Origin of the sequence: Streptomyces sp. NPDC048297, from assembly GCF_043201585.1 — a bacterium.
GTDB lineage: Bacteria > Actinomycetota > Actinomycetes > Streptomycetales > Streptomycetaceae > Streptomyces.
Window position 1 is genome coordinate 119,182 of record NZ_JBICZA010000019.1, and the last position, 14,332, is coordinate 133,513.

The following is a 14,332-nucleotide window of genomic DNA, read 5'->3' on the forward strand; positions in this document are numbered from 1 at the left end:
CCCGTCCGGTACACCCACCTCGTTCCCGGCCGCCGCGGAAAGCGCCAACCGGCCCGGGTCCGCGCGGAATTCGCCCCTCCGCCCGCGTGGCCGTGAACCCGTCCGGGCCCCCGGTGGGAGGGGCGCGGGGCCTTCCGTACCGGACGTGACCGGTGTCTCACGCCCTGAGACCGTGACACGCATTACTTACGGTCCTCAAGAAGTCGCGTGAGCGCTAGGGTCCGCCGAAGAGGCAACCGTAAACAGGGCGTAAGGGGAGTCGAGTGGCACGGAAGCTTGCCGTCATCGGGGCCGGACTCATGGGATCCGGGATCGCTCAGGTCTCCGCGCAGGCGGGCTGGGAGGTCGTGCTGCGGGACGTCACCGACGAGGCGCTGAAGCGTGGCACCGACGGCATCGAGGCCTCGTACGACAAGTTCGTGAGCAAGGGGAAGATGCAGGCGCAGGACGCCGAAGCCTCCCTGGCCCGCATCACCGCGACCACCGACCTGGACGCCGCCGCCGACGCCGACATCGTGGTCGAGGCCGTCTTCGAGAAGCTGGAGGTCAAGCACGAGATCTTCCGCGCGCTCGACAAGATCGTGCGCCCGGACACCGTGCTCGCCTCCAACACCTCCGCCATCCCGATCACCAAGATCGCGGCGGCCACCGAACACCCCGAGCGGGTCGTCGGCGTGCACTTCTTCTCGCCGGTCCCGATGATGCAGCTCGTCGAACTCGTCCGCGGCTACAAGACCAGCGACGAAACCCTCGCCATCGCGCGGGAGTTCTCCGAGTCCGTCGGCAAGACCTGCATCGTCGTCAACCGCGACGTCGCCGGGTTCGTGACCACCCGGCTCATCTCCGCGCTCGTCGTGGAGGCCACCAAGCTCTACGAGTCCGGTGTCGCCACCGCCGAGGACATCGACCTCGCCTGCAAGCTGGGCTTCGGCCACGCCATGGGCCCGCTGGCCACCGCGGACCTCACCGGCGTCGACATCCTGCTCCACGCCACCGGCAACATCTACACCGAGTCCCAGGACGAGAAGTTCGCCCCGCCGGAGCTGATGCGCCGGATGGTGGACGCCGGTGACATCGGCCGCAAGAGCGGGCAGGGCTTCTACGCGTACTGATCCGCGCAGGCTCGGACGCCCACCCCGGGAGTGTCACTCCCGGGGGTGAATTCGGTATCGGTTCGCTTACAAGCAGCAACCGCTCTGCCACTCGCACAGTCAGACGTTGCACAGCAACGTCACGGAGTACGCCACACGCACTCGACGGGGAGCGCATATGCACATCAGGGGCGACCACGCCGAGCTGGCCGTCGGGGGCCGCCTCGACGTGCGCAGCGCGGCGGACGCCCGTACGGTCCTGCACTCGGCCGTCGACACCGGAGTCGGCGACCTGGTGCTCGACCTGTCCGAACTGGACTCCTGGGACGCCACCGGGCTCGGGGTGATCATGGGTGCCCACCGGCGGGCCGGCCGCTGCGGGCGCCGCCTGGTGCTGCGCGGGGTCCCGGTGCAGATGCAGCGCCTCCTCGTCGCCACCCGGCTGCACCGCATCCTCGCCATCGAGGGCGGCATCGGGGTGGAGTCGCTGCCCCGGGTCTGAGCGCTCCGGGGCGCGGCCGGCGAGAGCGGGCGACGCAGGAGAGCAGGAGACGGGGGGACAGCCGGGTCACGGGGCCGCCGGGTGGCGGGAGACAGTCGGGTGGCGGGAGACGGCCGGGTGGCGGGAGACGGCCGGGTCACGGGGACCGCCGGGTGACGGGAGAGACCGGGACGCGGCCGTCGAACCGTGCGTCGAGGGCAATCCCCGCCGGACCGTGACGTCTCGGGCCGCGCGGCACCCCGGGCTGTCGTGGATAATGTGCGAAGGTTTAGGGTTCGGTCGCCCGCTGCCCTGCAACCCTCGAGCGGGACCGGACCAGAAGCGACAGCGCGGTGTGCAGCAGGCCGGGAGGGGTCGACACCAGGCACACAACGCTTTTTGGGGGCTTTGAATCAATGGACCCGACGACTCCGGGACCCGACGAGCACGGCCAGGCGCCGCACCGCCGCTCGCCCCGGGAATCTCTCACCTCCGACTTCGGCCAGAGCACCCCGGGCCCCGCCCGCACGGTGCAAGTGGTCTCCGGTGACTTCCTGCTGACCGTCAACCCCGTGGACGGCAGCGAGATCGAGCCCTGCCCGCCGCACCGGCGCGGCGAGAGCGCCCGTAAGCGCACCACCGCCGAACGCGCCGAGGCCGAGCGCGCCGCCCGGCCGCCCGTGCCGCCCGGCCCGTCCCGGCCCGCGCTGTCCCTGCTGGAACGCCAGGACGAACGCGAGCGCCTGGTCCGGCTGCTGGCCCGCGGGCGCTCCGTGCGCCTCACCGGCCCCGGCGGCTCCGGCCGCACCGCCCTGCTCGACCTCGTCGCCGAGGACTGCGTGGACCTCGCCCCCGACGGCGTGGTCCGGCTCTCCGGCTTCCACCGCACCGCCGAGGACCTCGTGCGGGACCTCTTCCACGCCGTCCACGACGCCCCGCACCACCGCCCCGGACCGGACGAACTGCTCGCTCTGGTCGGCGCGATCGGCGCCGTCGTGGTGGTGGACGACCTCGAGTTCGGCGGCAGCGCCCTGGAGGAACTGCTCGACGCCACCCCCGAGTGCGCGTTCCTGTTCGGCGCCACCCCGGACGTCCCCGCGCCCTCCGCCGAGTCCGAGGTCGAGGAGGTCTTCCTCACCGGCCTGGACCGTGCGGCCGGCGTGGAGATCCTGGAGCGGGCCGTCGGCCGGGTCCTCACCGAGGAGGAGGCCAACTGGGCCGGCGACCTGTGGTTCGAGTCGGAGGGACTGCCCCTGCGCTTCGTCCAGGCCGGCGCCCTGCTGCGCCAGCGCGACCTGCTGCGCGCCAGCACCGGGGCGGTGGACGAGTACGGCGTCTTCGAGGACGTACGCCCCACCGTCGACGCGGGGTTCGACGCGCCGTACGACGCGCCCCTCGGCGCCACGGAGACCCCGGAGGTCCCGCTGCCCTCCCTCGGGGAGGCCGCCGCGCCCGCCCCGCTGCTCGCCTCCCGGCTCAGCTCCAGCGCGCGCGACACCCTGCGCTTCGCCGTCGCCCTCGGCGGCGAGGTGCCGCACCAGGCGCATCTGCCGGCGCTCGTCGGCGACACCCACGCGGACACCGCGCTCGGCGAACTCGCCGGCTGCGGACTGGTCTCCCCGGTCGGCTCCCGCTACCGCCTCGCGGCCGGTGTGCGCACCCAGTTGGAGGCCGCGGGCTACGACAGCGACGCCGCCGAGCGGGCCCTCACCGCGGCCCAGCACTACGCCTGGTGGGCCGGGCACCCCTCGGTGACCCCCGAACGTGTGGCCGCCGAGGCGGACGCCGTGCTGGCCGCGCTCACGATGGTGGTGCCGGCGACGACGGCTCCCGTCGAGGGCGAGGAGGCCCCCGCGGTGCGCCTCGCCCGTGCCGCCGCGCCCGCCTTCGCCGCGGGGCTGCACTGGGGTGCGTGGGAGCGCGCGCTGCGCGCCGGCGCCGAGTCCTCCCGGCTGGCCGGCGAGGTGGCCGAACAGGCCTATTTCCACCATGAGTTGGGCATCCTCGCGCTGTGCGGCGGCCAACTGGACCGGGCGCGGGCCGAGCTGGAGGCCGCGGCCGGGCTGCGCGGTGTGCTCGCCGACAAGCGGGGCGCCGTGGCCGGCCTCCGCGCCCTGTCCCTGGTCGCCGACCTCGCGGGGGACGTGCCCGGCGCGGTGCCGTCGCTGCTCGACGACGTGCCGGACGGGCGCCGCGCACCGTCGGCTTCACCGTCGCCCGGAGCCCCGGCCGCCGCCTTCCCGGCGTACGACTCGGCCGACTCCGCGTTCCGGGCGTACGAATCCGACTTCCCGGCGTACCGCCCCGAGGAGACCCTGGTCTCGTCCCGGCCGGCTGCCGCCGGGTCCCGGGGCGGGATCCGGGGCCTGGCCCGGCGCAACCTGGTGGCGATCGGGTCCGGCGCGCTGCTGGTCGCCGTGATGGGCACGGTGATCACCCTCGGCATGACGTCGCACGAGAGCGCCGACAAGAATCCGGCCGGCAGCGTCGACGTCACACCGTCGGCCTCCCAGGGCCTCGACGACGGCGCCGGCGACACCGGCGGTACCGGCGGCGGCGGTCCGGCCGACAGCGGTGCCGGCACCGGCGGGACCGGGACGGTCACCGCAAGCCCGACCGGTCCGGGGCCGGACGACACGACGGACGCCCCGAGCCAGACCGCCCCGTCGACGGGCCCGTCCGCCTCGCGCGGCACGGGCGGCGGAGCCACCACTCCGACCCCGTCCACGTCGAAGTCGACCCGCCCGAGCACGCCGACTCCGTCCAGGACGCCCCCGTCGACCCCGCCCACCAGCCCGTCGGCCCCGTCCAGCCCCCCGGATTCCCCCTCTCCGTCCGCGAGCCAGTCCTCCTCCCCGGCCAGCAGCACCTCGGCCAGCGGCCCGGCCTCCGGCTCCCCGGCGGCGTCGAGCAGCTCGGCGGGCGCACCGGCCCCCGGGGAACCGGTGATACAGGGCGACGGGACGACACCGGTGATGTAGGGCGCCGGGGGACGACGAAGGGGCCGGGCCGGTGCGATCCAGCACCGGCCCGGCCCCTTTGTGGAGCGGTCCCGTCAGAACAGGCGGAGCTTGTCGTCCTCGATGCCGCGCAGGGCGTCGTAGTCGAGGATCTGGCAGTTGATGCCGCGGTCGGTGGCGAGGACGCGGGCCTGGGGCTTGATCTCCTGGGCGGCGAAGACACCGCGGACCGGGGCGAGATGGGGGTCGCGGTTCAACAGGTCCAGATAGCGGGTGAGTTGCTCCACACCGTCGATCTCGCCGCGGCGCTTGATCTCGACGGCGACCGTCCCGCCGTCCGCGTCCCGGCACAGGATGTCGACCGGGCCGATCGCGGTCATGTACTCGCGGCGGATGAGGGTGTAGCCCTCGCCCAGCGTCTCGATGCGGTCGGCGAGCAGTTCCTGCAGGTGCGCTTCCACGCCGTCCTTGATCAGGCCGGGGTCCACACCGAGTTCGTGCGAGGAGTCGTGGAGGATCTCCTCCATCGTGATGATCAGTTTCTCGCCCGCTTTGTTGATGACGGTCCAGACGCCCTCGTCCTCGCCGATGCCCTCCTTCAGCGTGCAGGGCGGCGACATCCAGTTGAGGGGCTTGTAGGCCCGGTCGTCCGCGTGGATGGAGACGCTGCCGTCCGCCTTGACCAGGATCAGGCGGGGCGCCGAGGGCAGGTGGGCGGTGAGCCGGCCGGCGTAGTCGACCGAGCATCGGGCAATGACGAGACGCATGGTCGGCAACGCTACTCGACGCACACGGGTGCACGCGATTCGCCCGCCCCGCTTCCCGTGCCACACGCCCCAGGGGCACCGCGTGCCACCCTATTCATCCCTGAAAACTCTTGTTTCTCCTTGGCCGATTGTGGGCGCAAAGGGATCGTTCCATATACGCAATCTGCTGGTGTGGTCACCGACCGTTGCCTACCGTAGTGAACGGGAGGTCGCGACCCATGTACTGAGCGTGTTCGACCGCGCGAACTCCCTTACCTGTCCGGCAACCCCTGCTCATCGGGGGTGCGAGAGGAGAACCCATGTCGCTCGACGTCTCACCGGCCCTACTCGAACAGGCCGAGCGAGGCGAGGTCGACGACGCAGCGTTCGTCGACTGCGTCCGGACCTCCCTGCCCTACGCATGGGAGATGATCAGCTCCCTGGTGGCCCAGCTGAAGGTGGACGGCGGAGCCTTCGCCGACAACCAGACGCCTCCGCCGGACGAGCAGGCGCGTGGTCAACTGCTGCGCGCGCTCGCGAGTGACGCCATCCGCGGCGCGTTGCAGCGGCACTTCGGTGTGCGGCTGGCCTTCCAGAACTGCCACCGGGTGGCGGTGTTCCCACTGGACGCCTCGGTGGACGGGACGTTGGCCCGCTTCACCTCGGTGCGCAGCCAGTTGCTGAACCAGTCGCCGGAATTCCGGGACTGCTGAGTCAGCTTCCGGTCCGCGATCCAGTGAGCCGCTTGCTTGCCGCTCCACCCGCGGGAGGTGCATTCAGTACTGGGGCGGCAAGCCCTCGGCGGCACGGAGCCGGTACCGGTCAGCGCAGTTGGGGCAGTACCTCGGTGCCGAGGCGCCGCAGGTTCTCCTCCGTCGCCGCCAGATCGCCCGAGCCCTCCGTCAGCAGGGCGAAGCGGGAGATGCCGGTGCGCTCGGAGGTGGCCGCGAGCCGGTCGGCGGCCAGCCGGGGTGTGCCCACCGGGTGCAGTCCGCAGAGCAGTTCGGTGTAGGCGACCGGATCGCGCATCGAGCGCACCCGTCCGTCGACCGTCACATGCGCGTCCAGGCCCTGTTTGAGCCAACCCGGCATCGCCTTCAGCAGCGTCTCCTCCGCGTCGGTGCGGCGGTCGGCGAGCTGGCAGACGCCCGCCGAGACGTGCGCTGCGCCCGCGATCGCCTCGGCCGACCGGCCCGCCTCCCGCGCGCAGCGCCGCCACAGGGCGACCATCTCGGCCTTCTCCTCGTCCCCGACGTGCATCCCCAGGAGCATCGGCAGCCCGTGCCCGGCGGCCAGCCGCACGCTCGACGGGGAGGTGCAGGCGACGACGACCTCGGGCCCCGGGGTCTCCGGCAGCCCCTCCGAGGGGCGCGGTACGACGGCGACCTCGCGGAAGGAGTACCGCTCGCCCGAGGCCGACAGCGCCGGTTCGCGCAGCCAGCGGACCAGCAGATCGAGGGATTCGGGGAATCCGTGTTCGTACGCGCCGAGTCCCGCGCCGAACACCTCCAGGTCCACCCACGGCCCGCCGCGCCCCACGCCCAGCGTGAACCGTCTGCCGCTCGTCAGGTGCAGCAGCGCGGCCTGTTCGCCGAGGGCGACGGGGTGCGCGGTGGGCAGCACACTGACCGCCGTACCGACGCGGATGCGGCGGGTGCGGCCGAGCAGTAACGCGGCCAGCGTGATCGCGGACGGACAAGTGCCGTACGGTACGAAGTGGTGCTCGGCCAGCCACACCGCGTCGAGCCCGGCCTCCTCGGCCACTTCCGCCGAGCGGACCGCGCGGTGCAGCGCTTCCCCGGGACCCTGGCCCGGGAACTGGGCCGCCAGCACAAAACTTCCGACGTGCATTGCTTTTCCTGCTTCCTTGGCTCCGACCGGAGCTCCCCCAACCGGCATAACCGTCTGACACGTGCCCAGGACACGGCCTGACGGAGGGATTTGCGGATTGTCTGCAGAATCGGTCGCCCCGGAGGGGGACTTGTACGGGTTGGTCCCCTACGCGTACCCCGGCAGGCGCCGCGTACGCTGGATACAGCCCGTGCTTCCTGTATAGCCCCGAGAGGTGTCCCGTGTCCCCGCGTCGCAACCGACCGAAGGCAGCCGGCTCGTCAGGCCGGAGCGCCGAGGACGACCAGGCCGGCCGGTACGGCGGCTGGCAGTCCACGGAGAGCTGGCAGGGCGAGGAGTGGAGCGTGCGCCACGTCGCCGGGGCGAGCGCGCAGGGCAAGACCTACCGCTGCCCCGGCTGCGACCAGTTGATCCCCTCCGGTGTCCCGCACGTGGTGGCCTGGCCGGCGCACGCGGGCGCCGACGACCGCCGGCACTGGCACAAGGCGTGCTGGAACGCGAAGGACCGCCGCACCACGCGGGTGCAGCGGTCCCGTAACGCGCCGAGGTTCTGAACGCCCGCGCGGGCTACGCGCCCGTTGGGCTACACCTCCGCGGACTACACGTCCCGGCTCTCCAGCAGCGCGTACGCGCCCGCGTAGGCGGCGGCCGTCACGCCCAGGATGATCCACAGCGGGTCCCAGCCCGTCGGGCCCGACTGGCTCAGGGTGTTGTCGTAGAAGACGCCCATCTGGCTCGGGATCGAGTACTCGAGCAGCGCCTTCTGCACCTTCTCCAGCGAGGACGCGTTCATGAACAGCGCGATCACCAGCGGGGCGAGCACCGAGCCGATCATGATCGTGATGGCGCCGGCGGAGTGCCGGATGATCGAGCCGATGAGCAGCGAGATCAGACCGAGCAGCGCGATGTAGAGGCTGATGCCGACCGTGGCCTTCATCCACTCGCCGCTGGACGGGGTGCGCGCGCCGTGGTTCTTGAGCATCGACGCGTGCACCATCGCCACGAACGACACGGTCACCAGCGTCACGACGAACGCGATGACGAAGAACACGATCGACTTCGCGGCCAGCACCCGGCCCCGGCTCGGGCACGCGGTCATCGTCGTACGGATCATGCCCGTGCCGTACTCGGAGGCCGTGGTCAGCACGCCCAGCGTGATGATGCACATCATGCCGACCAGCAGACCGAAGAAGCCGAGGGTCAGCGGGCTCTCGCCGCCCAGGTCGGAGCTGGAGCCGCGCACCGCGAGACCGGCCAGCAGACCGATGCCGACCACGAGCAGCACGAACACGCCGAGCGTCCACATCGTCGAACGCACCGACTTGATCTTCGTCCACTCCGAGGCCAGCGCGTGGCCGAGGTGGGTGCGCACGACCGGGATCGGCGAGCTGTAGCCGGGGTACGAACCGCCGGGCGCCGGCTGCCAGTCGGATGCGGGGGAGGCGGAGGGGGCTCCCGGCATCGGGGGCTGGTGGGTGCTCATCGGGCGTCCTCGGGCTTGGTCAGGTCGGCGGCGGGAGCGGGAGCGGGAGCAGGGGCGGGGGCGGCGGCCGGAGCGGTGGCCGGCGGCTGTGCCGGGGGAGCGGAGGCCACCGGAGGCTGCGGGGCCTGTGGCGACTGCGGGGCCTGCTGGAGCGGGGCGCCGGGCGCGGCGTACGGGTTCGGGGCGCCGGCACCGGGAGCGCCGTACGCGCCCGCGGGCGCGCCGCCGTACGCAGCCGCGGGGGCGCCCTGCGGCGCGAACGGCCCGGGGCCCTGCTGGGGCGGCGGCGGGGCGTACCAGCCCGGCTGGCCCTGGCCGGGGACCGGCATGGGCGGCTGCGCGCCGGGCGGCAGCGGCTGCTGGAGGCCGCTCTTCTGGTCGATGGTGGAGCGGTAGTCGACGGCGCCCTGCGTCATGCGCATGTACGCCTCCTCCAGCGAGGCCTGGTGCGGCGACAGCTCCCACAGCCGCACGTCCGACTCGTGCGCGAGGTCGCTGATGCGGGGCAGCGGCAGCCCGGTCACGCGCAGCGCGCCGTCCTGCTCCGGCATCACATGGCCGCCCGCCTCGGTGAGCGCGACGGTCAGCTTCTCGCGCTGCTGCGGCTCGGTGTCCGGGGTACGCACGCGCGCGAAGTCGGCGGAGTTGGCCGAGATGAAGTCCGTCACGCTCATGTCGGCCAGCAGCTGTCCGCGCCCGATCACGATCAGGTGATCGGCGGTCAGCGCCATCTCGCTCATGAGGTGGGAGGAGACGAAGACCGTGCGGCCCTCGGCGGCCAGTGCCTTCATCAGGTTGCGGACCCACAGGATGCCCTCGGGGTCGAGGCCGTTGACCGGCTCGTCGAAGAGCAGGACCTGGGGGTCGCCGAGGAGGGCCGCGGCGATGCCGAGGCGCTGGCCCATACCGAGGGAGAAGCCCTTGGAGCGCTTTTTCGCCACACCCTGGAGGCCGACGACCCCGAGCACCTCGTCCACGCGTCGGGCGGGGATGCCGGACAGCTGGGCGAGGCTGAGCAGGTGGTTGCGGGCGGACCGGCCGCCGTGCACCGCCTTGGCGTCGAGCAGGGCGCCGACCTGGCGCGGGGCGTTGGGCAGCTTGCGGTACGGGTAGCCGCCGATGGTCACCGAGCCGGATGTCGGGTTGTCCAGCCCGAGGATCATCCGCATGGTCGTCGACTTGCCCGAGCCGTTGGGCCCGAGGAAGCCGGTCACGGCGCCCGGCCGCACCTGGAAGGAAAGGTTGTACACGGCGGTCTTGTCGCCGTAGCGCTTGGTCAGGCCTGCAGCCTCGATCATGCTCCGCACCCATCGAAAGGTTCAGGACAGCGGGGCACACGCCCCCGTAAGGGTTAGGAGGATATCCGGGCGCTGACGGTTCCGCTCAAAAGAAAGTAAAGCCAGGAGCTGCTGGAGGAAGCAAAACCAGCAGCCGGCCCGGAGCTGACCAGGAGCTGACCAGGAGCTACTGGGCGTCCCGCCGTTTCAGCAGGGCGTACCCGCCCGCGACGGCCGCGATCGCCCACAGCGCCATGATCCCGAGCCCGCCCCACGGGCCGTACGGGGTGTCGTCGCCGACCCTCGGTACCACCTGCATGATCCGGCTGCCCGCCTGGTCCGGCAGGAAGCGGCCGATCTTCCGCGTCGTGTCGACGTTGCCGAGGATGTTGGAGATCAGGAAGAAGAACGGCATCAGGATGCCGAGCGAGAGCATCGGCGAGCGCAGCATCGCGGCGACGCCCATGGAGAACACCGCGATCAGGGTCATGTACAGCCCGCCGCCGATCACCGCGCGCAGCACCCCCGGCCGGCCGAGGTCCGTGCGCAGCGGGCCGAGCATCGCCTGCCCGAGGAAGAACGCGGCGAAGCTGGTGACCATGCCCACGGCCAGGGCGAGCGCGGCGGCCACGGCGACCTTGCAGAACAGGAAGGTGCCGCGCCGTGGTACGGCGGCGAGCGAGACGCGGATCATGCCGGTGCTGTACTCGTTCGAGACGACCAGCACCCCGAACACGATCATGGCGAGCTGGCCCAGGGTCATGCCCGCGAAGCTGATCACCGTGGGGTCGAAATCGAGCCGCTCGCGCACCGGCATGTCGCCGATCTGGCTCTTCGTCAGCGCCGAGATCAGCATCCCGAGGGCGACGGTCACCACCAGCGCCAGGGACAGCGTCCACACCGTCGACGCCACGGAGCGGATCTTCGTCCACTCGGACCGGATCACCTGCACGGCCGCCATGGCTCAGGCTCCCTTTCTCCAGTCGGCGCCCCAGTCCCTGGGGACGGGAGCGGGCCCGGTGTGCGCGTGGTACTCCACCGACCCCGCGGTCAGGCGCATGAACGCCTCCTCCAGCGAGGCCTGCTGCGGGCTCAGTTCGTGCAGCACGACCCCGTGGCGCGCGGCCAGTTCCCCGATCCGCTCCGCCTTGCCGCCCTCCACCTCCAGCGCGCCGCCGCCCGACTCCACGACGGTGATCCCGTCCGCGTGCAGCACGTCGAGCAGCCGCTCGCGCTGCGGGGAGCGGACCCGGACGTACGCGCGCGAGTTCGTGCGGATGAAGTCGGCCATCGAGGTGTCCGCGAGCAGCCGGCCCTGCCCGATGACCACCAGGTGATCGGCGGTCAGGGCCATCTCGCTCATCAGATGGCTCGACACGAACACGGTCCGGCCCTGCGCGGCCAGCGATTTCATCAGGGTGCGGATCCAGTGGATGCCCTCCGGGTCCAGCCCGTTGACCGGCTCGTCGAACATCAGGATCCGCGGGTCCCCGAGCAGGGCCGCCGCGATGCCGAGCCGCTGCCCCATGCCGTACGAGAACCCCTTGGCCTTCTGCCGCGCGACCGCCGTGAGCCCGACCGTGTCCAGCACCTCGCCCACCCGGTGGCCCGGGATGCCGTTGCTCTGCGCCAGGCACAGCAGGTGGTTGTAGGCGCTGCGGCCGCCGTGCACGGCCTTGGCGTCGAGCAGGGCTCCGATGTACGTCAGCGGGTCCCTGAGCTGGTCGTAGTGCCTGCCGTCGATCCGGACGTCACCGGCGGTGGGGTGGTCGAGCCCGAGGATCATCCGCATGGTGGTGGACTTCCCCGCCCCGTTGGGGCCGAGGAACCCGGTAACGACGCCCGACGTCACCGCGAAGCTGAGCCCGTCGACCGCGACCTTCTCGCCGTACCGCTTGGTCAGCCCCTCCAGCTCGATCATGCGGCCACGCTAGAACGGGACAAAGCCCCCTGCCACTTGAAGGCAGGGGGCTGCGAGTCGCTCAGCGGCCGTACGCCGAGGCGTTACCGGGACTGCTGCGCCGGAACCCCACGGGAAACGGGCTCGTCGTCGCCGGGCGCACCCGCGGCGGCGACAGCCGCACCGGTCAGCGTGGCGAGCATCTCGCGGACGTTCGTCAGCTGGGCGTTGATGCTGTCGCGGCGGTTGGTGAGCGCCGCGAGCTCGCGCTCGGATTCCGAGCGGATGCGGTCGGCCTTGGCGTTCGCGTCGGCCACGATGTCCTCGGCCTGGCGCTGGGCCGTCTCCACCGTCTGGCGGGCGCGGCGCTCGGCGTCCGTGCGCAGCTTCTCGGCCTCCAGGCGCAGCTGCTCGGCGCGGTGCTCGATCTCGGCGAGACGCTTCTCGGCCTTCGCCTGCCGGGACGCGAGGTCGCGCTCGGACTGCTCGCGGCGCTTGGCCAGGTTCGTCTCGAAGTCGGCGGCGGCCTGCGCGGCCTTGGCGCGGGTCTCCTCGAAGAGGGCGTCCGCCTCCTCCCGCTTGGACTGCGCGTCCTTCTGCGCCTCGGAACGCAGCTGGGTGGCCTCGCCCTTGGCCTTCTCGACGATCCGGACGCCCTCGTCCTCGGCCTTGGCCTTGCGCTCCGAGGCGAAGGACTCGGCGTCGTTGCGGACCTGCTGGGCGGCCGACTCGGCGAGCTCGCGGTGCTGCTCGGCCGCGCGCCGGGCCTCCTCACGCAGGTCCTTCGCCTCTTCCTCGGCGAGACGCAGGATCTTCTCGACCCGCGCGCCGAGGCCGGCGTACGAAGGCTCCGCGTCGGTCACCTGGGCCTGGGCATTCTGCGTCTCGAGGTGCAGCTCCTCGATGCGCTTCTCCAGGGCGGTGACACGCGAGGTGGCCTCGTCGTGCCGGGAGCGCAGCCGGGCGATGTGCTCGTCCACCTGCGCGCGGTCGTACCCACGCCGCACAAGCTCGAAGCCGTTGGGGGAAATGTCGCTCATGGGTTTCCTGTCGAATGAGACCGGTGAGGTGATAGGTGGAATCCTAGGCGCCGAAGCGGTGTGTCATCGAGCGGATACGTGTTTGATCTGGAGAATGACACCTCTTTCGGGTGGCCACCCCCCGGACAGCTTGCCAAACAGCAGGGCAAAGCCCCCAGAAGACACCGGAACGTGTCCTCGGCGCTAGCCGTCCGACGACTTGCCACCCGATCGGGGGGCGCCGACGCTGGCACCGGCCTTGACCCCGCCGTCCTTGCCGCTCGCCGGTGCCTCGAAGGATTCCAGCGCCTCCAGGACGTCCTGCACCCGGGAGATCTCGGCGTTGATGTCCTCGCGCCGGCGCACCAGGACCTCCAGCTCGCGCTTGCCCTCCTCGACCGTGCGCCGCGCCTCGCGGATCGCCTCGGCCTTCAGCTCCTCGGCCTCCTTGATCAGGCTGGCCTTCTTCAGCTCGGCCTCCTTGAGCAGTCCCTCCGCCTTCTTGACGGCGGCGATGCGCACCTTGCCGGCCTCGGAGCTGGCCTCGGAGACCAGCTCCTTGGCCTTCGCCTGCGCCTTGGCCAGCTGCTCCTCGGACGCCTTGATGAGCGCGTCGCAGCGGTCGCCGGTGGCCTTCATCGTCTCGGCGGCCTCGCGGCGGGCCCGCTCGTGCAGGTCCTCGATCTCGCCGGTGATCCGGTCGCGCAGCTCCTCGGCCCGCTCCCGGATCGCGGTCGCGTCCCGGCGGGCGCCGACCAGCAGCTCGTCCGCGTCGGTCCGGGACTTCTCCACCCGGGAGTTGCCCTCGATCGTCGCCTCGGAGACGATCCGGTCGGCCTCGGTGCGGGCCGCGCCCACCATCGTGTCCGCCTGCGACTCCGCGTCCGCCGTGGTCTTGAGCGCCTGCTGCTGGGCCTCGGTGAGCAGCTTGTCCGCCTCGGCGGTGGTCTCGGTGATGAGCGTGTCGACCTGCTCGGCCGCCTCCGAACGCCGCTTGTTGGCGTCCTTGCGGGCCTCGTCCAGGGTCCGCTCGGACTCCTCGCGCGCGGAGTTGAGGAGCCGCTCGGCCTCCGCCTCCGCGTCCGCCTTGACCCGCTCCGCCTCCGCCCGCAGCCGCTCCGCGTGGTGCTGGGCCGAGCCGACCGTCTCCGCGGCCTCCGCCCGCAGCCGCTCGGCCTCGCCGGTCGCGCCCGCGATCAGCTGCTCCGCGGTGGCCACGGACTCCGCGCGCACCCGCTCCGCCTCGGCGTTGGTCTCGGTCTGCAGGCGTTCGGCCTCGCTGCGGGCCTCGGTGATGAGTGTGTCGGCCTGGGTCGCGGCGTCCGAGCGGATGCGGTTGGCGTCCTCGCGGGCGTCCGCCCGGGTCCGCGACGCCGTCTGCTCGGCCTCGGCCAGGGCGTCCGACGCCTCGGTGCGTACCCGTTCGGCCTCGGCGTTGGTCTCGGTCTGCAGGCGTTCGGCCTCGCTGCGGGCCTCGGTGATGAGTGTGTCGGCCTGGGTCGCGGCGTCCGAGCGGATGCGGTT

The 14,332-nt window shown here is 72.1% G+C and carries 12 protein-coding genes and 1 pseudogene; 5 read left to right on the top strand and 8 right to left on the bottom strand.

Features of this window, described 5'->3' with window-relative positions; translation table 11 throughout:
* The first annotated feature begins 263 nt into the window (after positions 1-263).
* The 3 genes from ACGFYV_RS21990 to ACGFYV_RS22000 all read left to right on the top strand — a co-directional run bounded on the left by ACGFYV_RS21990 (position 264) and on the right by ACGFYV_RS22000 (position 4,553).
* Positions 264-1,112, top strand: a complete 849-nt coding sequence (locus ACGFYV_RS21990; protein WP_393880093.1) for a 3-hydroxyacyl-CoA dehydrogenase family protein — start codon at positions 264-266, stop codon at positions 1,110-1,112.
* 157 nt (positions 1,113-1,269) lie between these two features.
* Positions 1,270-1,593 carry an STAS domain-containing protein gene (locus ACGFYV_RS21995; RefSeq protein ID WP_393880094.1) on the top strand — a complete coding sequence of 108 codons (324 nt, stop codon included), beginning with the start codon at positions 1,270-1,272 and terminating at the stop codon, positions 1,591-1,593.
* Positions 1,594-1,988: 395 nt separating this feature from the next.
* The gene (locus tag ACGFYV_RS22000) at positions 1,989-4,553 is read left to right on the top strand and encodes an ATP-binding protein (protein WP_393880095.1); all 2,565 of its coding nucleotides are present in this window, start codon (positions 1,989-1,991) and stop codon (positions 4,551-4,553) included.
* Positions 4,554-4,627: 74 nt separating this feature from the next.
* On the opposite strand, the gene nucS is transcribed toward ACGFYV_RS22000, so the two are convergent.
* Positions 4,628-5,299 (bottom strand): endonuclease NucS, encoded by a 672-nt coding sequence (nucS, locus tag ACGFYV_RS22005; RefSeq protein ID WP_393880096.1) that lies wholly within the window; start codon positions 5,297-5,299, stop codon positions 4,628-4,630.
* A 299-nt stretch (positions 5,300-5,598) separates the two neighbouring features.
* Here nucS and ACGFYV_RS22010 point away from each other — a divergent pair, with 299 nt between their 5' ends.
* The gene (locus tag ACGFYV_RS22010; RefSeq protein ID WP_393880097.1) at positions 5,599-5,991 is read left to right on the top strand and encodes an SCO5389 family protein; all 393 of its coding nucleotides are present in this window, start codon (positions 5,599-5,601) and stop codon (positions 5,989-5,991) included.
* 109 nt (positions 5,992-6,100) lie between these two features.
* Here ACGFYV_RS22010 and ACGFYV_RS22015 read toward each other — a convergent pair whose 3' ends face one another.
* Complete coding sequence (locus ACGFYV_RS22015) at positions 6,101-7,129, bottom strand: LLM class flavin-dependent oxidoreductase (protein ID WP_393880098.1); 1,029 nt, start codon at positions 7,127-7,129, stop codon at positions 6,101-6,103.
* 221 nt (positions 7,130-7,350) lie between these two features.
* Here ACGFYV_RS22015 and ACGFYV_RS22020 point away from each other — a divergent pair, with 221 nt between their 5' ends.
* Entirely contained in the window at positions 7,351-7,683 is a 333-nt protein-coding gene (locus tag ACGFYV_RS22020) for an ATP/GTP-binding protein (RefSeq protein WP_393880099.1), read from the top strand.
* A gap of 44 nt (positions 7,684-7,727) precedes the next feature.
* Here the strand turns inward: ACGFYV_RS22020 and ACGFYV_RS22025 are convergent, their stop codons facing one another.
* The 6 genes and pseudogenes from ACGFYV_RS22025 to ACGFYV_RS22050 form a co-directional block, all read right to left on the bottom strand.
* Positions 7,728-8,612, bottom strand: a complete 885-nt coding sequence (locus ACGFYV_RS22025; RefSeq protein ID WP_393880100.1) for an ABC transporter permease — start codon at positions 8,610-8,612, stop codon at positions 7,728-7,730.
* Positions 8,609-9,910, bottom strand: a complete 1,302-nt coding sequence (locus ACGFYV_RS22030; protein ID WP_393880101.1) for an ABC transporter ATP-binding protein — start codon at positions 9,908-9,910, stop codon at positions 8,609-8,611. The genes ACGFYV_RS22025 and ACGFYV_RS22030 overlap by 4 nt, the downstream gene beginning before the upstream one ends.
* A 166-nt stretch (positions 9,911-10,076) precedes the next feature.
* Positions 10,077-10,850, bottom strand: a complete 774-nt coding sequence (locus tag ACGFYV_RS22035) for an ABC transporter permease (RefSeq protein WP_393880102.1) — start codon at positions 10,848-10,850, stop codon at positions 10,077-10,079.
* 3 nt (positions 10,851-10,853) lie between these two features.
* The gene (locus tag ACGFYV_RS22040) at positions 10,854-11,810 is read right to left on the bottom strand and encodes an ABC transporter ATP-binding protein (protein WP_393880103.1); all 957 of its coding nucleotides are present in this window, start codon (positions 11,808-11,810) and stop codon (positions 10,854-10,856) included.
* Between the two features lie 83 nt (positions 11,811-11,893).
* Positions 11,894-12,829 carry a cellulose-binding protein gene (locus tag ACGFYV_RS22045; RefSeq protein ID WP_393880104.1) on the bottom strand — a complete coding sequence of 312 codons (936 nt, stop codon included), beginning with the start codon at positions 12,827-12,829 and terminating at the stop codon, positions 11,894-11,896.
* 183 nt (positions 12,830-13,012) lie between these two features.
* A pseudogene (locus tag ACGFYV_RS22050) lies at positions 13,013-14,332 on the bottom strand (hypothetical protein); the annotation flags it as partial.